Source organism: Flintibacter porci (assembly GCF_041925195.1).
Taxonomy (GTDB): Bacteria; Bacillota; Clostridia; order Oscillospirales; family Oscillospiraceae; genus Lawsonibacter; species Lawsonibacter porci.
Genome location: NZ_JBHEVB010000005.1, coordinates 25,113 through 41,253 on the forward strand (window position 1 = coordinate 25,113; position 16,141 = coordinate 41,253).

Annotated in this window: 17 protein-coding genes; 7 read left to right on the top strand and 10 right to left on the bottom strand. The window is 51.2% G+C overall.

Translation table 11 applies throughout. The features are described 5' to 3' along the window. Positions 1-4: 4 nt before the first annotated feature. The 8 genes from ACEVJL_RS06455 to ACEVJL_RS06490 all read right to left on the bottom strand — a co-directional run bounded on the left by ACEVJL_RS06455 (position 5) and on the right by ACEVJL_RS06490 (position 6,265). A complete protein-coding gene (locus ACEVJL_RS06455) occupies positions 5-553 on the bottom strand; it encodes a TnpV protein (protein WP_374737251.1) in 549 nt (182 codons plus the stop codon). 646 nt (positions 554-1,199) lie between these two features. Beyond that, complete coding sequence (locus ACEVJL_RS06460; protein ID WP_374737252.1) at positions 1,200-2,021, bottom strand: LPD28 domain-containing protein; 822 nt, start codon at positions 2,019-2,021, stop codon at positions 1,200-1,202. Continuing rightward, the gene (locus tag ACEVJL_RS06465) at positions 2,018-2,665 is read right to left on the bottom strand and encodes a YodL domain-containing protein (protein WP_374737253.1); all 648 of its coding nucleotides are present in this window, start codon (positions 2,663-2,665) and stop codon (positions 2,018-2,020) included. The genes ACEVJL_RS06460 and ACEVJL_RS06465 overlap by 4 nt, the downstream gene beginning before the upstream one ends. Then, positions 2,662-3,108 carry a DUF3846 domain-containing protein gene (locus ACEVJL_RS06470; protein WP_374737254.1) on the bottom strand — a complete coding sequence of 149 codons (447 nt, stop codon included), beginning with the start codon at positions 3,106-3,108 and terminating at the stop codon, positions 2,662-2,664. The genes ACEVJL_RS06465 and ACEVJL_RS06470 overlap by 4 nt, the downstream gene beginning before the upstream one ends. After that, positions 3,105-3,914: a hypothetical protein gene (locus tag ACEVJL_RS06475; protein ID WP_374737255.1), complete on the bottom strand. Its 810-nt coding sequence runs from the start codon at positions 3,912-3,914 to the stop codon at positions 3,105-3,107. The genes ACEVJL_RS06470 and ACEVJL_RS06475 overlap by 4 nt, the downstream gene beginning before the upstream one ends. A gap of 12 nt (positions 3,915-3,926) precedes the next feature. After that, positions 3,927-4,865 carry a ParB/RepB/Spo0J family partition protein gene (locus ACEVJL_RS06480; protein WP_374737256.1) on the bottom strand — a complete coding sequence of 313 codons (939 nt, stop codon included), beginning with the start codon at positions 4,863-4,865 and terminating at the stop codon, positions 3,927-3,929. After that, positions 4,822-5,631 (bottom strand): ParA family protein, encoded by an 810-nt coding sequence (locus ACEVJL_RS06485; RefSeq protein ID WP_374737257.1) that lies wholly within the window; start codon positions 5,629-5,631, stop codon positions 4,822-4,824. The genes ACEVJL_RS06480 and ACEVJL_RS06485 overlap by 44 nt, the downstream gene beginning before the upstream one ends. 262 nt (positions 5,632-5,893) lie before the next feature. Continuing rightward, positions 5,894-6,265 carry a replication initiator protein A gene (locus tag ACEVJL_RS06490; protein ID WP_341461660.1) on the bottom strand — a complete coding sequence of 124 codons (372 nt, stop codon included), beginning with the start codon at positions 6,263-6,265 and terminating at the stop codon, positions 5,894-5,896. 219 nt (positions 6,266-6,484) lie between these two features. On the opposite strand from ACEVJL_RS06490, the gene ACEVJL_RS06495 reads away from it, so the two are divergent. Further along, positions 6,485-6,667, top strand: coding sequence for a sigma factor (locus ACEVJL_RS06495; RefSeq protein ID WP_374737258.1), 183 nt, complete (start codon positions 6,485-6,487; stop codon positions 6,665-6,667). 56 nt (positions 6,668-6,723) lie between these two features. After that, positions 6,724-7,233 (top strand): hypothetical protein, encoded by a 510-nt coding sequence (locus tag ACEVJL_RS06500; RefSeq protein ID WP_374737259.1) that lies wholly within the window; start codon positions 6,724-6,726, stop codon positions 7,231-7,233. Between the two features lie 363 nt (positions 7,234-7,596). On the opposite strand, the gene ACEVJL_RS06505 is transcribed toward ACEVJL_RS06500, so the two are convergent. After that, positions 7,597-8,520, bottom strand: coding sequence for a hypothetical protein (locus tag ACEVJL_RS06505; RefSeq protein ID WP_374737260.1), 924 nt, complete (start codon positions 8,518-8,520; stop codon positions 7,597-7,599). Positions 8,521-9,507: 987 nt separating this feature from the next. Continuing rightward, on the bottom strand, positions 9,508-10,014 hold the full coding sequence (locus ACEVJL_RS06510) for an SLOG family protein (RefSeq protein ID WP_325207164.1): 507 nt from the start codon (positions 10,012-10,014) through the stop codon (positions 9,508-9,510). A 141-nt stretch (positions 10,015-10,155) separates the two neighbouring features. On the opposite strand from ACEVJL_RS06510, the gene ACEVJL_RS06515 reads away from it, so the two are divergent. From ACEVJL_RS06515 to ACEVJL_RS06535, 5 genes are all read left to right on the top strand, one after another. Then, positions 10,156-10,398, top strand: coding sequence for a helix-turn-helix domain-containing protein (locus ACEVJL_RS06515; RefSeq protein ID WP_325207165.1), 243 nt, complete (start codon positions 10,156-10,158; stop codon positions 10,396-10,398). Positions 10,399-11,163: 765 nt separating this feature from the next. After that, positions 11,164-11,400, top strand: a complete 237-nt coding sequence (locus tag ACEVJL_RS06520; RefSeq protein WP_374737261.1) for a helix-turn-helix domain-containing protein — start codon at positions 11,164-11,166, stop codon at positions 11,398-11,400. A gap of 2 nt (positions 11,401-11,402) precedes the next feature. Then, entirely contained in the window at positions 11,403-11,915 is a 513-nt protein-coding gene (locus ACEVJL_RS06525) for a hypothetical protein (RefSeq protein WP_374737262.1), read from the top strand. Beyond that, positions 11,902-13,485, top strand: coding sequence for a site-specific DNA-methyltransferase (locus ACEVJL_RS06530; RefSeq protein ID WP_374737263.1), 1,584 nt, complete (start codon positions 11,902-11,904; stop codon positions 13,483-13,485). The genes ACEVJL_RS06525 and ACEVJL_RS06530 overlap by 14 nt, the downstream gene beginning before the upstream one ends. Positions 13,486-13,499: 14 nt before the next feature. Next, a complete protein-coding gene (locus ACEVJL_RS06535) occupies positions 13,500-16,124 on the top strand; it encodes a DEAD/DEAH box helicase (protein ID WP_374737264.1) in 2,625 nt (874 codons plus the stop codon). Positions 16,125-16,141: the final 17 nt, after the last annotated feature.

The window sequence follows — 16,141 nt, forward strand, 5'->3', positions numbered from 1 at the left end:
GTTGTCAGGCGTAGATCAGGTCGCTGAGCACCAGCTCCTCCGCGCTGTGCCGGAGATTGTTCATCAGTCCCGTCCAGCGCAGGGGATCGGTCGCTTTCAGTGCCTCCGTCACGCCCTCGGCTCTCGCCATCTGCGCCACGGTCTGCTCCACCATCTTCCGCGCGGTCTGCTCGATCTCTGCCAGATGCTCCGTCAGCTTGCCGCTGGTCTTGAGGTTGGTGTAAAGCACCCTGCGGTGCTTCTTCAGGTACTCTCTCCGCAGCTCCGCGTACTTGCCCAGATGCACCTCCGGCGTCTGCGGCATCAGCAGGTTCGGCACCTGATAGCCGTTCTGCATCCTGTAAGTGACCTCCATGCTGCTCGCTCCTTTCATGGGGTGTTTCGTGTTGTTCTGTGCGGTCATCATAACCGATTCTCGCGCGGTTTGCAAAAAACTGATCCCGCTGGGCCTGCATGACTGTGCGGCTGATCTCCCGCAGCCCCATCTCCGCGATGTCGCTGGTGGCGATGCCCAGGGCGTTGATGGTGGGCGGCGTGTTGAATTCGTAAACATGGGCAAATTCGTCAGCGGTGAAATAATCGTCTGCCCGTAAGCCCAGCCGGGTCATCAGCATATATGCCACACTGACCTCCAGCGCGTCCCGGTAGAACACCTCTAAATTGAGGTCGTCCAGTTCCTCCAGCAGGCTGTCCTCGCGGCAGTCGCGGAGATCTTGCAGGTAGTCTGTGATGTTATCTGCCACGGCATTGTGGCAGGCAGAGCGCACGGCGTCCGCAAGATTTTCTTTTTCGGCCAGGTTGCCGAAGGTGGCTTCTAAGGTTTCGATGACCTCCGGCTCAAAGGCCGGGTGCATCATCCAGATGGGCAGCGGACGGGCAAAACGGGACGCATGGGTGTCCGAAACATCAAAATAGAGCTTCAGACAGTTTTGGCCGTCATCGCTGAAAACCGCGATGCTCTTTGCACCGCGATTCACCCAGCGTCCAAACCGCCGATTCCATCGCTCCATCTCAAGGACTGCGGTGGCGTCTGGGCGCTGGGCGTAGATCAGAATTTGATCATCAAAGGGGCATTTGTAGTTATAGCAGGCCGCGCGGAGAAAGCCTGTCCAGCTTTGATAGCTGCCGGTGACGCTCTGCACAGTCTGGTTATATAGCTCTGTGATAAGCTGAAATTTAGTAGGCAAGTTGGCACCTCCTTATCGCTCCGGCTCCGATTTCTTTTTGTTATGTGACCGGTCATTTTTCCTCTGTTCGGCACATACCTTTTCGAAATTTTCGCGCCGGTAGCAGTAAATATAAAACTGATAATCACCTTTGATCGGCGTACAGCGGAGCATATACACATACCGCTTTGTTTTTACCATGAAGCCGCAGGAGAGAAGCAGCGCACCCTTGATGGCGCAGATCTGCTCATACCGGTTGCAGTAGCGGTTCATGCTGTCGAAGTCCCGCAGCGGGGAGTCCGGCTGCTCCCGCAGCCAGTTTACGGTACGGTCAATATCGGCCTTAAACTCCGGCGTATTCAGTGCATCTTGCTGGTGGGGCCACCATGTTGTGTAAAACTGCTTGCCGCTGCCAAAATCACCCCGGAGATGTCCCACGTAGCCCACGGTCTTGTCCTGTTCCTCACTGCGGGAGAAGTAGAGATTGTGCAGCGCAGGCTCATTGACGCTGTAAAAGTCAATGACATCCTTATCACTGGCGGGATATTTCTCCTGAAATTCCGCAAGGGTACGGCATCCGCCATCCTGAAAGGAAAGGCTACCGCTCTCCAGCGGAATCCAGCCATCAATGGTAAGCTGGAACGGCTCGCGGGTGAGGACGGTGCCATAGAAGTTGACCATGAGGTTTCGGGCCAACTCCCTCGGTTCTCCCCAATCCTCATCCCCGTGGCGCAGCTCGTAGCGATATACGTCCTCCGGCAGGGTGGCTCGGTCAATGCGGCATTCCGTAAACAATGCCGGTCGGTCAAAAATCGTGACCTCCTGATAGGTCACCTTCTGCGCGTCATAGCTCATCTGGCTTCACCTCGTTCTTTGTGTTTCTTTTGTGTCCTCTGCTGCATCAAAAACTCCGGCACTTCCTTGAAACCAACGCTATCCGTGTAGTAGGCGGTTTTCTTTCCACCTTGCGTCAGCACCACGATGTCGCTTACAGACAGGGAACGCATCCGACGGGCAAAGGGGCGATGGTCTCTATTGTGCTTTGCCCACAGATCCTCCAGTGAATTTTCCTTTGCGTACATACCGGCGTAAGAACGCTGATAATCAGCACTCCGAAGTTTCCCCTTCGCCGCTTCATAAGACCGGAAACAGTAGTCCACATCAGCGGTTGCGGAAATTTGATAGATTTCATAGGTGCCAATCTCGGCGCTGATTTTTGGCGTTCCGGGAACATAAGTGTTGCCGTTACGTTCCTGCATTTCCGCGAATTCGCAGATATGATAGGCAGAATTACCGATGCAAACATGATAATCGTCAATGTACTTGCAAGGGAAAACCATCTTTTCACCGTCAAAGCGAGTGATGACGATGCTTTCTCCGTCTTGGATGCTAAACAGCGTGTGGTATTCGCTGTCGATGAAGCGGATCATGCGCTCATCCTTGTTAGGGTTTGGAAAAGCGATAACGCCCATGATGTCTACGGGTTCACGGTCTGTCATCTGGCTTCACCTCGGTCTTTTGTAGATTTGCGGGCCTGCGGCTCCGGCATGGGAATGACGGTCAAACGTTCACCCATCTTAATAAAGGCTTCCGGGCAATGAAATAACTTTTTATATTTCTCCATCAGTGCAGGTGTTAAGGACGTAAAATTAGATTCCCCAAGGCCGACAACCAGAAAAGGCCCCGCCACAATATCATAAATATCGTTATCCTCATCCCGGAGCGCACGGTTCAACGGCAAACCGTTCAGCTTTCCTTCTTCATTTACAATCAGCGCCACAGGATCTTCATACGGGTATACGGCTTCGATATAGCCTCCAACCGCTCGCTGCAACGCATCAAGGCCGCTTTCAATTTCAATACATTTGGGTTTCTCCCCTGGCTTAACGCATAAAACGGTCAACCTTTCTCTCATGATGTTTGCCGACTCACGGTCACTCATCGTGCTTCACCTCTTTCTTTTTTCGGCGTGGTGCGATTTTGTTGCTTTTTGTATTCATTTCCGACCCGTTCACAGAAATCCTCGATGCAGGAAGAACGGTCAGAGCGGTAATGCCCCCAAAAGAAATTGGGTGGGCCGTCCCCGTCGTTTTTGCAGTTGCGCTGCCATGTGACAAAGGGGGCAGGGGCTTTTTCACATTCGCCTATGACAAACTCGGAACTGCCGACGCGGACGCGGGCGGTGATGTGGTATTCCTGATTGACCATTTCCCCCACTACATAGCTACCGTGTTCTAACTGGACGGTGCAGCTCCTGTTTTGTGCAAAGGTCGCTGTCACCGGCATGACCGGCACTCCACGCACCAGATCTGGCAGCATGATGAACTGCGACCTTTGGCTCATCAGCTCTTGCGGCAGTTTGTCCATGGGCAGATAAAAGTGCTGTTTGCCCATGATCTCATAGCGCAGCAGGAAACTGCTGACGGGATAGTACACGCTCATGATTGGGTCTTTGATATGGCCTTGGACGATGTTGGAATTCACATATCTTGCATTGTCCAAATACCATTGCGGGTTCGCGCCCGGTGTATTCCAGCCGAACATGGAGCCTGCCAGCATTGCCGCTTCCTGAATATCCGTAATGCCGCGCCGCACATTATGGCTGCTGGCAATCTCGCGGTTTTCCTCGCAGTTTCCGGTATCCCATTCGGAGGGATAATAGCCACTCTCGCCTTTTTTGATGATAATAAGCTGCCCGGTAGAAGGCAGAACGGAAAAACAGGTATCAGGTAATTCATTTCGATACATGATTTCACCTCCTCATCGCGCCTGTTCCTGCTGACGCTTGCGGTGCCAGCCCTCCAGCAGCTTGATGATGACATCCTCCATCTGCTTCGGGGTGTAGCTGGCGGGAAAGTATTTTTGCAGGCGGTCGTTGCGAATCGTGACCTTGCGCTCCAACGGCTTTTCCTCCCGCATGATGAGGTCGATGATGTTATTCTCCAGCTTACCCTCACCGCTGAGCTGCTTGAGCCGTTGGGCCTGTCCCAGCGACGGGGATACTTCATCGCGCTCCATGACCAACAGGAGGTAAGTCTGTTCTTTTTCGGACAGGTGGGAAAGGAAATCCGCCGCGGGAACGAACTTGAGCGTTCCTGTATCCACTGCGTCCAGCAGCGGCGGAATCAGCTTATTCAGGCGCACATATCGCTGGATTGAAGTTACATTATCAGTTGCTTGCTCAGCGAGAATTTTTACCGATGTTTTCTTGTTTAACTTCTCTCCAACTTGGAGAGAAGTTAGATCTGTCCGCTGGCCCTGCCGCTTCATGGCATCCAGCTTCAGCTTGTAGGCTTTGGCTTTTTCGCTGGGCAGTAAGTCCTCACGGTTGATGTTGTAGTCCACGACCAAAATGTCCGCTTCCTCGTCGCTGTAATTGCGGACGAGGACGGGGCGGGTATCCAGCCCCACAGCCTTCGCACAGTAATCGCGCCGGTGGCCGGAAATGATCTCATATCCGCCAGCATCACGGGGGCGGACGATCAGAGGCTCAGCGATACCGATATGCTCAATGCTGTCCATGAGCCGCACCAAATCGGGTGTGGGACGGTCGATGGTGTACGGTTGGCGGGAATACGGGAAAACCTCTGCTGCGGGAACGATCTGAATCCGCTCCTGCCGGTCGGCTTCACGCTCCGCGTCTGTTTTGAACAGGTCATCGTACCGGGTCAGTTCGATGCCGCTTAATTTGCTTGCCAAGGCTCAACACCTCCCTCGTCAGATTTTCATACGCCAGCGCCGCCTTGCCGCTGCGGTCATGGTCGTAAATGCTTTTGTTTTCCACGCTGATCTCCGCCGCCTTGATGGAACGGGGAATTTCGCTTGCGAACACATGACCGCCATAGGTCTTGCGGACAAGTGCGTTGATCTCCCGCGCCAATGTGGTGCGGCTGTCCACCATCGTCAGCACAATGCCGTCCACCTCCAGCTTCGGGTTGAGCTGCCGCTTGACGCGGGTGATGGTTCGCAAAAGCTGCTCCAGCCCTTTGGCCGGAAGATATTGCGCCTGCACGGGGATGATCACGCTGTCCGCCGCAGTCAGGGCGTTGATGGTCAGCATACCGAGGGACGGCATACAGTCGATGAGCGCGTAATCGTAGCAGTCTGCCACGGTGGACAGATATTGCCGCAGCACCGTTTCACGGCTCATGGTGTTGACCAGCGTAACCTCCAGTGCCGACAGCTCGATATTGGCGGGGACAAGGTGGACACCGGACGGGTGGTGCAGAATGCCCTCACCGGGGGCGATGGGCTGCTCCGCGATGATCTTCTCCATCAGGGTGGAGAGCGTGGGGGATAATTCGTCAGGCTGCGGCCAGCCCAACATCTGAGTGAGATTGCCTTGTGCATCGGCGTCGATCAGCAGAACTTTTTTACCTTGCCGAGAAAGACCAATGCCGAGGCTGGCGGCTGTGGTGGTCTTACCCACGCCGCCCTTCTGATTTGCCAGTGCGATTGTTTTCAATGGGACACCTCCTCCAACAAAAAAGGAGCCTTGCGGCCCCTGTTCTAACAAAGCTGTTGCTTCTTACGGTTATTCTTTTTTCGGGTAGTATTCTTTCTATTCTCAGTCTTGCTATATCTCAGTCTTATTAGATTTCGATTTTCGAAAGTCAAGAAATTCGAAAACCGAAAATCAAGACTTTCGAAAATCGAAAGTCACAGAAGCGCAGACTCCGGCCACATCTATGATTTTCGAAAATCGAAAGTCTGGACTTTCGATTTGTTCAGGATATATCGCCAGCAAAGTTTTTCACATAAATGATAGCCGGTTTTCCAAGTCCTTGCCGCTTGCGTTCAATCAAACCAATACCTTTGTTGCTGTCCAATTCTGCGAATAGGCGCACCGCCTTTTCAGAGCGACAGCGCAGGGTTTCCATGACTTCTTCTACCGTAAAAATGATAAAGACGCGATTTTGGTCGTCTACCCACCCGTTCCGATAGGACAGCTCCATACGGTCAAGCAGCAATCCATACAGTAGCTTTGCATCAGAGGAAACGCCATCAAACCGACTATCGGTGATTAGCAGTTTTGGAATGCGAAAGAAAGCGTATTGTTCACCGGCGTGACCGTAGTAATAGGGAAAACTCAATGGCATAAGATTCACCACCTCCTCCTACATAAGCAAATGGAGCATACATCATGTATGCTCCATTTGCTTATGTAGGCAACAGAATATGTGTGTTATAGAATATATCCAAGTGACGATTATAGCTGTCGAACCGCATATTACCAAACAGCGTTTCTTCACTATCTTTTGGATTAATATTTAGGGAAGATATGGGGCAGAGAAAAGCTCCTTGTGCCTTTGAACCACATGTTAAAAAAATATTACGCTCAGACCGGGGACCAGGACGACCTGATCTCCATCGGCACCATTGGCCTCATCAAAGGGATATCTACCTTTAAAGCAGATAAGAACGTGCGCCTGGCCACCTATGCCTCCCGGTGTATTGAAAATGCTATTCTAACACAACGGACTTTTTCTACGCTGAAGTAGCAGAGCAAGCGCCATCTGACGGAACATGGCGTATGCTCTGTCATGTCACGGAGAATATGTATGTATTGATACGGAACCTATCAGGAGATATTGCGATTGCCCCGATGTTCTGTTACAGCCTCCCCCTGCTTGCTCCACACCATCTGCTGGAGGCTGAAAAATTCAATATCCGCTACACCGACCCTGACCAGATCACCTGCATGGCAGACAAGCTGCGGTGGTACCGCTACAAAAAAGCGCTCTTACAGCGGGAGGTAGCTGCATTGGCCGGCATTGAAAGGAGCACGTACCTGCACTATGAGGATCCGACCCGGGAGAACTATTCTCTGAATGTCATGGAGAGGATCGCCTTGATCCTTGGGGTGCCGGTCACAGAATTGTTGGACGAGTACCACCTCTTCCTGTACAACGATCAGGGCCGACAAGTGAAGGCAAAGCGAAAAAGCCTCTGTATGACGCGAGCACAGTATGCAGAGTATCTGGGCGTTCCGAGCGGGACGTTGGAAAACTGGGAACAAAACTCGGTACGGATGATGAAAAGCTCCTGGGAGAAATATTTCAAATAGGCAAATGCGAGGCGGGGGACAATCAGTCCCCCGCCTTATGCTTACAACCATCGGAAATGGTCTTAGCGATGGCATCGATCAGCTTTAATTTTTGCTCGGTGGGACAGTCCAGTTTTTCTATGTAGCCAAGCACATATTGTGCGTGGACCTTTGCGACCAGATGGTCAAGCTCCGCTTGCTTTTCTGGCGTTTTGGGATAGTGTACGATGAGTTCGATGGGCCATCCCTCCTTTGCTTTAGTCTATGCCAGGGCGTTTGCTCTGTATCACTGGGAAAGGCTGTTTGAGCAATTGCAAGTTTATCGGTTATTTCCGTTTTATAGAGATACTTATCTTGGGATACTGACGAAGCTGCTTGAAGTGGTTAGACCGCCAATAGATAGTTGGCCACGGTGACATCGCACCGCCAGTGACTCAAATGGAAGATACTCACGGCCATCACCGCCAGTCGGTCATACTTGACAGGCAACCCGTGGGCGAGGGCCAGCCGGCGGCTGTTGCCACGGATACAGTAATTGCCCTCTACACAATTGGGATCCCACCTCTTGCTGCACAGGCGTACCCAGCGGCGGCGCACCTCCTCGGTGAGCTGTGCCCGGTAATCAGGGTCGCTCTTCAGACGCGCCAGGTAGTCGTGATAGACCCGCTGAGCCCTAAGGGCGCGGAGGTGGTGCAGGTCGATCTTGTTCTTCATCTCTTCGTCCGAGAAGATCCTACCTTCGGAACCATCAAAGAAGCTGCGGACGAAGCCCACATCCTTCGGTGCGATCCGCTGCTCCTGGTACTTGCCCCCCTTGCCCCGCCTGACCCGGACACAGGGATAGCCGGATTCGTCGACTACCAGGTCATCGCTCCGGAGGTGCTTGTACTCGTTCCGACGGATCCCCACCGCCAACGCAAAGTCGTACAACTCAGGAGATGCCTCCCTCTGGGCATCGCTGCGGCTATCCACAGCCTTGACGCCACGGCTTCGGGTGGTGTGGGCCACCACCCGCCTGGGCTTGCTGATCGAATCCAGAGGTACACCAAACACTCTGCTTGCCCCGGCCAGATACTTGTGTACCGTGTTGGGGCTATAGCCCTGGGCTACCAGCCAGTCTGAGTAGTCCTGCAGATGGGCGGGGCACTCCTCAATATGCCGACAGCCATACCGTTTGCGGCACCAAATGGCAAACTTGACTACCCGATCTTTATACTGACGATAGGTCTGATTCGATATCTTGCGGTCTTCCATCTCTTTGCGGAGACGATCAGCCAGTTGCTTGGCCTCATATACAATACTTGCCATGGTTAAACCACTTTCTCGCAGACACCCATTGCAAGACTCAATACCTGATTAGGTTCATCTGCAAGCGGCTGTGGATTTTTCCACACATTGTGTCGAGGCATAATTTTAGCGTTGTCTATCATATAAGCCTTTCCTTTCTGCCAGCAAGTCTCGGTAACATAAACATAGCCGTATTGGGTGACGGCACACCCCAGCCCATGCGGGCAGTTAAAAGCGGTACATATCTTTGGTATAGGGGGATATAGTGACCCCTATCAGGGCTGGCACCCACCACGGTGTCAGCCCCCATCACTGGTTATTTTCCGGGAAACCCGCAAAATAACCAGTTCACCCCCCGCGCGTAACGGGCGGGTTTGCGTGTGAAAGAGCAGGCTCATATAGCAACTCACCACGCAGGAGATGCCCCCGGATCCAGGGGCGGGTACGGCATTTGCAGTGGACATCCCTGGTCGCCGTACCAGGGATGGGAGCCAGTCTCCGGGGGCTCCAAGCGGGTCGCGTTAAGCGGCTAGTTGCAGGGGTTCGGCACGGATTTCTGCCCCTCAGTGCCATGGGGCCTTGGTAATTGCTTTTGTTGACGTCAACATACTGAAAAAAGGAAGATATATATGAAAAAGGACACCGGTGTATAGATCAAATACACTGGTGTCCTGGATTTTAGATAAACAAAAAAGAGTATTCACCTCGTGGCAAATACTCTTGAAATCGATTATAGTACTCTTGTTTATAAGATCCTCTGGCAATAAAACATTATTAGGTGGTGCCGAGGTGAATTTTGTAAGAGAGGGACGAGTCCTGACAGGCAGGACAAGAGAGACGAGATGTGCCGGATGATCCGGCGCAACAAAGAGAGAGTTTTACGAGACAAACTATATCACATCCCCTGTGCTGTGTCAATTGATTTTCAACGAAAAGTTTAATTATTTTAGTTTTGTCAGAAAAACACGGCGAAATACACGTATAATTGTTCCACTATCGGTACAATCGTCACCAGCAGGTGTGTGCAGGAATCACACAGATCCGCTTTCCCATAGACCTCGCATAGGCAATTGTATTTCCAGTCCCGCTGGGAGAACCATTCCAAACCGCAATGATAAGATCGCTGTGGTCAACCATATAGCGATTGCGTCTGTCAAAGCAGTCTGGGGTATAGCGTGTCTGAAGCAGCGTTATCTTGTCGCACTGGGTTATGATAGATTGATGCCGCTTTTGGCTCTCCAGCGGCCACTTAGCATCCTGTCCTTCGCAAGGAAGGACAGCTTCCAGAGTAACGGGAAACTGTTTGCGCAGCGACAGTACGATCTCTGCCGCCCATGTATCTACTCCTAAGGCCATACCGGTGAGAAAGTGCCTGACGCCATCCTGTTTGATCGCATGGATGATCTCACGTTTTAGCCGGAATTTCAGCATCATGCACCGCAGATCCTTTTCATTGTAGCGCCAGGGAAAGGCCCGGGGACGATGCCCGGTAAAACAGCAAGTTTGTATGGACATGACGCTCACCTCTTTAGTACAGCCGACTACACACAAAAGAATTACGCTTGTGCGTATATTATAATTTATTTCCTGAAATTACGCAACTGCGTATACGCGTTTGCGCATAAATAAATACTATCATATCGAGGTGAGTGCGATATGGTAGTAAAGCAGGCGGTGGTGAATCGATTTCTGGATATTTGCCGTCAACGTAACATCAAGCCGAACGAATTGGCCACGCTATCAGCAGTAACACCGTCTACGGTGTACAGTATGCTGGATGAATCCCGGAAAGATATCTCCATTGTCACGATCAAAAAGCTGTGCGATGGTCTGGAGATCACATTGGGAGAATTTTTCTCTACCCCTGAATTTGATGAGCTGGAACCGGAGATCAAATGAAAGATGACATACTCTGGACAGAAAAACGGAGCGCCTGCTTTGTCGCAGACGCTCTGTTCGACGTTGGACCAATTGATGGTTTTCTATAGTCGGCATCAGTGACCAGAAAGATCGCTTAGAACATAGTTCCATCATACCGCCGGTAGTATCCGGCGCGGACCTGTCATAGTACAAAAGGCAAATCACCTCGTGATAACACAGATCTCCCAGCAAGACAACGCGAAATTGACTGACCTGCAATCGGCCGCTGTTACCAATTTGTATGGAGCCTCGCTCAATAAGCCAGTCTATCGCATCCTTTTGATAAAGTTCCTGCAGATTTGCATTGGAAAGTCCACTGAAATATTGGCCCAGAATTTGCTGGAAATTTTTGCACCGGCCCTGATACTCTGAAAATTACTCATCAGTCCAACCCAAGCGCCGCATACCTGAATCTATAAATTTCTTGATATTATAAAGTTCCCAAATGTTGCTCAGACTTGCTTCCCTGACTTTTTCGTCCCAATGTGGCTATCCATCCGGTTCCCACACGATGGATGATAACCATCCAGAACAGGTAAAGCAGGCACAGAGATTTGTCCGGATGGCGGGCAGATTTCTGTGCCTGTTTTTGTTCAGCGGCGGCTGGACAAAGCATACGTGGAAGCCTTGCAGAATCCTCGGTTCTAGTTGGAGATTTTCGTATTGGAGTGCGAAAACCAATTGTCCCAAGTCCCTATATCTGGTATAATAATACAGTCGAATTTTCTGACCGGAGGTACCCATATGGCCATCTCTTACAATAAGCTCTGGAAACTGCTCATTGATCGCAAAATGAGCAAGGCAGACTTACGCCGAGCGGCTGGAATCGCTCCCAATACGATGACAAAACTAAACCGCGATGAAGAAGTGACCTTGGAAACACTGGGGAAAATTTGCGCAATATTGAATGTAAATATTGGAGACATCGTGGACTTTCTGCCGACCAATCAAACAACCGAAGTGAACTTGGAGACAAAATAAGTATGACGGAAAATGTATTGTGTGCGCTGATTGGCGTAGGGGGAACACTGTTAGGGACCATTGTTGGTCTTGTTTTTCCGTACCTGTGCAGTGGCTTTGGATGCAAACTGCTTGTTATTTCCGATATTGATGTGCGGTTCGGTACGGGCAAACCAGACGGTGAAGGCGGATATGATGGTTCGTGGATAAATTTTAGGGCTTCGATTCTCAACAAGAAAAATAAATCGTTGATTATTGAGAAAATTGCTTGCGAATTATACAGCGGTTCAAACAGAATTGCCGTGTGCTCCTGTGCCGATAAAGACACCGGCAGGAAAAGCGCAGGAGCCTATAAATATGATGAACTTCGATATATTGATGTTGCTTCAAAATCAAGCACTACAAAAAACATCCATGCATTTGTGCGTGGAGATTTGACCTCATGTGATAAGGTGGTTTTTGTATATTCATGGGGGATAGTAAAAAGAAAGCAAATTGTTTGGGTCAAGGAGGATACACCCCATGCCAACACTTGAATGGATTGGAAAAGATAAAGTGGTAAACCACCACCAGGAGGTGCCTTACCGGGTGCTGGAGCGCCAATACAGCTATGACGAAGCCGGACAGCACGCCGAGGACAATGGCAGCGAAAACATGATTATCCACGGTGACAATCTGGAGGCACTGAAAGCCCTGCTGCCCCGGTACGAGGGCAAGGTAAAGTGCATCTACATTGACCCGCCTTATAATACCGGTAATGAGAAATGGGTATACAACGACAATGTCAATGACCCCAAGATCAAAAAGTGGTTGGGAGAAGTGGTTGGCAAAGAGGGCGAGGACCTCTCCCGGCATGACAAATGGCTGTGTATGATGTACCCCCGTTTGAAGCTGTTGCAGCGGCTGTTGGCCGAAGATGGATTTATTTTTGTAAGCATTGATGTTTTTGAATATGCAAATCTCAAATGTATAATGGATGAAATATTTGGGGTTGCAAATTTTAGAAATTGTATTTCTGTACGTCGAGGTATAAAAAATGTTCAGGCGCAGTTTGAAACTGTGCAGGCATTGTCATTAGGGCATGAGTATATTTACTTATATTCCAAGAATCCTCAAGCTAAACTTCCCAAACTTTCCAAAGACTTTGAGATTGAAAAAGCGGGGAAGTGGGACACGTTTTGGCGTGGAACAGATAGACCTACTATGCGATATGAAATTTTCGGATACTGCCCGGAAAAAGGTCAATGGAGATGGGAAAAAACAAGAGCTAGCAAAGCAACTAGAAATTATGAAAAATTTCTTTCTGAATATGCAGATAAGATGTCCATTGATGACTACTATATTGAGCATCTGATGGCAACCAATGAAAAACTAGACTTTGTCCGAATGAATGAAACGGGTACGATCCAGTATTATGTTCCACCACAATCAGGAAAACTGTTGAGCGACAACTGGATGGACATTCTTTTGTCTGGCTCATATGCTGGATTTGATACAGAAAAAAGCGTTTTGTTACTTGATAGAATCGTAAAATGGATAGCTTCAGATAATGATATAGTTCTCGACTCCTTTGCTGGTTCAGGCACTACTGCCCATGCTGTGCTGAATATGAACAAGGCCGACGGCGGTAACCGCAAATTTATCTTAGTTGAAATGGAGGATTATGCCGACAGCATCACCGCCGAGCGCGTCAAAAGGGTGATTGACGGCTATGGAGAGGGCAAAAAAGCAGTGGAAGGCACCGGCGGCAATTTCAGCTACTATGAGCTGGGGCCTGTGCTTCTGCTGTCGGACGGCGACCTCAACGAAGAAGTAGGCCCGCAAAAAATCCGGGAATATGTCTACTTCATGGAGACCAAAGAGCCCCTGCCCGCAGAACAGCCCACGGACGAACCCTACTTCATGGGCCTGTGCCGCAACACCGCCTATTACTTCTACTATGAGCGGGAAAGTGTCACTACGCTGGATCACGCCTTTTTGGCTACCGTTCAGACAAAAGCCGAGGGCTACACCATCTATGCTGACCTGTGCGCCATCCCCCAGGAGACGCTGCGTAAGCATAACATCACCTTTAAGAAAATCCCCCGAGATATTGCCCGGCTGTAAAGGAGCGTGAAGAAATGGAACTGAAATCTTATCAGAAAGAAGTCATTGCCGATCTTGCACGCTACCTGGAGCTGGTGGTGGAACTGCAAAGCCCGGCAAAGGCGTATCAGGCCCACTGGAATGAAAAGAATGTTCTGGTAGGCTTCGGCGGTATGCCGAATTATGTGAATGTGCTCCCCGGTGTGCCCCATGTGTGTGCCAAGGTGCCCACCGGCGGAGGCAAGACCTATATTGCCGCCAGTTCTCTGCGGACAATTTTTGACGCCATGCCCCAGCTCCGGGCCAAGGCCGTTGTATGGTTGGTGCCCTCCGAGGCCATTCTGACCCAGACCCGTAAGGCGCTGGAAAATCCAGACCATCCCTACCGCCAGCGGCTGGATGTGGATTTTGGCGGGCGGGTGCAGGTGTACTCCAAGGAACAGGCCCTCATGGGGCAGAACTTTACCCCTTCTGCGGTGACGGAACAGCTTTCTTTGTTTGTTCTCAGCTATGATTCCTTCCGAACCAGCAAAAAGGAAGGGCGCAAAGCCTATCAGGAGAACGGCTATCTGGCCGAGTTTGCAAAATGGATGGATGATCCGTCCGTTCTGCTGGCCGATACCGATGAGACGGCGCTGATCCAGGTAATCCGCTATCTGAATCCAGTGGTCATCGTGGACGAGAGCCACCATGCCACTTCGGATTTGAGCGTGGAAATGCTGCAAAACTTCAACCCCAGCTTTGTGTTTGACCTGACCGCTACCCCCAAGAAGAAAAGCAACATCATCTCTTTTGTGGACGCCGCACGGCTGAAAAAGGCCAACATGGTCAAGCTGCCGGTCATCGTGTATAACCGGAAATCCCAGGCCGATGTGTATGGAGATGCTATCGCCATTCGCGCCAAGCTGGAGGCACAGGCTAAGCGGGAACAGGAAACCAGCGGGCGCTACATTCGTCCCATCGTTTTGTTCCAGGCACAGCCCCGCAACAGTGCGGACAGCACCACATACGAAAAAATCAAGAAAACGCTGGTGGACGGCGGTATTCCCGAAAAGGAAATTGCTATCAAAACCGGTGATAAAGACGAGTTGAAAAATGTAGACTTGCTGTCCCCAGACTGCCCCATCCGGTACATTATCACCGTGAATGCCCTGAAAGAGGGCTGGGACTGCCCCTTTGCCTATGTGCTGGCCACGGTGGCAAACCGCACTTCTACCGTGGATGTGGAGCAGATTTTGGGCCGTGTGCTTCGGCTGCCCTACACGCAGAAGAACAGCAGTGAAGTGCTGAATCTCTCCTATGTCATCACATCTTCTGCCGACTTCCACCAGACGCTGGAAAAGGTTGTGGCCGGATTGAACAGCGCCGGTTTCAGCAGCCGCGACTACCGGGCACAGGATGTGGACGTGCCCATTACGGCTGCACCCACCCAGGAGCCGGAGCAACTTCCTATTGTCCCGCCTCCCGTTGACGAACCAGATCTGCCGGAGGTAGACGGCTCGGATTTGAAGGCGCGTTTTGAAGCGGCAACGCATGAGGCGGAGCAATCCGTGCAGGATGGAACTATGCAGTCCGACCCCATGCTGTCACAGGCCCTGCAACAGAACAAAACCTATGAGGACGAGATCAACCAGGCCGACAATACCGCTTTGAGCCAGGCTCCATCGGAGGTGCGCGACAAAATGAATCAGTTCCGAATGAATGAGGAATTTGCAGACGAAGCAGCTGCCCTGCGCTTCCCCCAATTTATGCTGGAGACTGGCCCCAGCCTGTTTTCGGAAGCCCACGAAACCCTGGAACTGGAGCATTTGGAGGGTGGCTTTTCTCTGCGGGACAAAGACGCTCATGTGGATTTCACCACCGTCAATGCCGAGATGGCGCGTGTGGATGTAGATGACAGCAAAGACAGCACCGCAAAGGCGTGGCGGCTGTCTGGCGGCGACAGCAGTTTCTTCCGGGAATGGTTCAACACCCAGCCCTCAGAAAAGCGGCTTTCTCTATGTAAGGGCATTACCAAACAAAAGCTGTCCAAGATGAACTGCGTCAACGACCGGGAGCTGGATGAGTACATCGACCGGGTGATCGGCACCATGAGCGAAGATCAGCTCTCCGAGCTGGAGCAGTCGCCGTATCCTTATGTCGTAAAAATTCAGGGGAAAGTGAAGGAGCTGATTGCCCAGCATCGCTCTAGCGTCTTTGATACCTGGCTGGAGCAGGACAAGATTTCCTGCCTGCCCAACTATGCGCTGCAAACGGTGATCTCCCCGACGGCATTTACCTCGATGGTGCCGAAATCACTCTATACCGCCGAAGAAGATATGAACGAGTATGAGTTCAAGGTGGTGTGGGCACTGTCAGAATTGGGCAACGTCAAGTGGTGGCACAGGAATATCTCCAGGCTGGGCTTCCAGATTAACGGCCCCGTTCATGCTTACCCCGACATCATCGTGATGCTCAACAGCGGAAAGATACTGATGGTGGAGACCAAGGGCGACCATCTTGATAATGATGAGTCCAAGGAGAAAGCCAAAATCGGTGACCAGTGGGCGAAGCTGGCCGGAAAACAGTACAAGTATTACATGGTGTTCGAGAACAAGCAGCCGGACTACCCGGGAGCATATTCTATGGAGCGGTTTATGGAGATTGTGAAGGGGTTGTAACACATTCAGACTGCGGT

Coding starts and splice junctions, on each gene's coding strand:
- ACEVJL_RS06455 (WP_374737251.1), bottom strand. CDS start 553: ATGTTTACGAATTCAACACGCCGCCCACCATCAACGCCCTGGGCATCG.
- ACEVJL_RS06460 (WP_374737252.1), bottom strand. CDS start 2,021: ATGAGCTATGACGCGCAGAAGGTGACCTATCAGGAGGTCACGATTTTT.
- ACEVJL_RS06465 (WP_374737253.1), bottom strand. CDS start 2,665: ATGACAGACCGTGAACCCGTAGACATCATGGGCGTTATCGCTTTTCCA.
- ACEVJL_RS06470 (WP_374737254.1), bottom strand. CDS start 3,108: ATGAGTGACCGTGAGTCGGCAAACATCATGAGAGAAAGGTTGACCGTT.
- ACEVJL_RS06475 (WP_374737255.1), bottom strand. CDS start 3,914: ATGTATCGAAATGAATTACCTGATACCTGTTTTTCCGTTCTGCCTTCT.
- ACEVJL_RS06490 (WP_341461660.1), bottom strand. CDS start 6,265: ATGCCATTGAGTTTTCCCTATTACTACGGTCACGCCGGTGAACAATAC.
- ACEVJL_RS06495 (WP_374737258.1), top strand. CDS start 6,485: ATGTTAAAAAAATATTACGCTCAGACCGGGGACCAGGACGACCTGATC.
- ACEVJL_RS06500 (WP_374737259.1), top strand. CDS start 6,724: ATGTATGTATTGATACGGAACCTATCAGGAGATATTGCGATTGCCCCG.
- ACEVJL_RS06505 (WP_374737260.1), bottom strand. CDS start 8,520: ATGGCAAGTATTGTATATGAGGCCAAGCAACTGGCTGATCGTCTCCGC.
- ACEVJL_RS06510 (WP_325207164.1), bottom strand. CDS start 10,014: ATGTCCATACAAACTTGCTGTTTTACCGGGCATCGTCCCCGGGCCTTT.
- ACEVJL_RS06515 (WP_325207165.1), top strand. CDS start 10,156: ATGGTAGTAAAGCAGGCGGTGGTGAATCGATTTCTGGATATTTGCCGT.
- ACEVJL_RS06520 (WP_374737261.1), top strand. CDS start 11,164: ATGGCCATCTCTTACAATAAGCTCTGGAAACTGCTCATTGATCGCAAA.
- ACEVJL_RS06525 (WP_374737262.1), top strand. CDS start 11,403: ATGACGGAAAATGTATTGTGTGCGCTGATTGGCGTAGGGGGAACACTG.
- ACEVJL_RS06530 (WP_374737263.1), top strand. CDS start 11,902: ATGCCAACACTTGAATGGATTGGAAAAGATAAAGTGGTAAACCACCAC.
- ACEVJL_RS06535 (WP_374737264.1), top strand. CDS start 13,500: ATGGAACTGAAATCTTATCAGAAAGAAGTCATTGCCGATCTTGCACGC.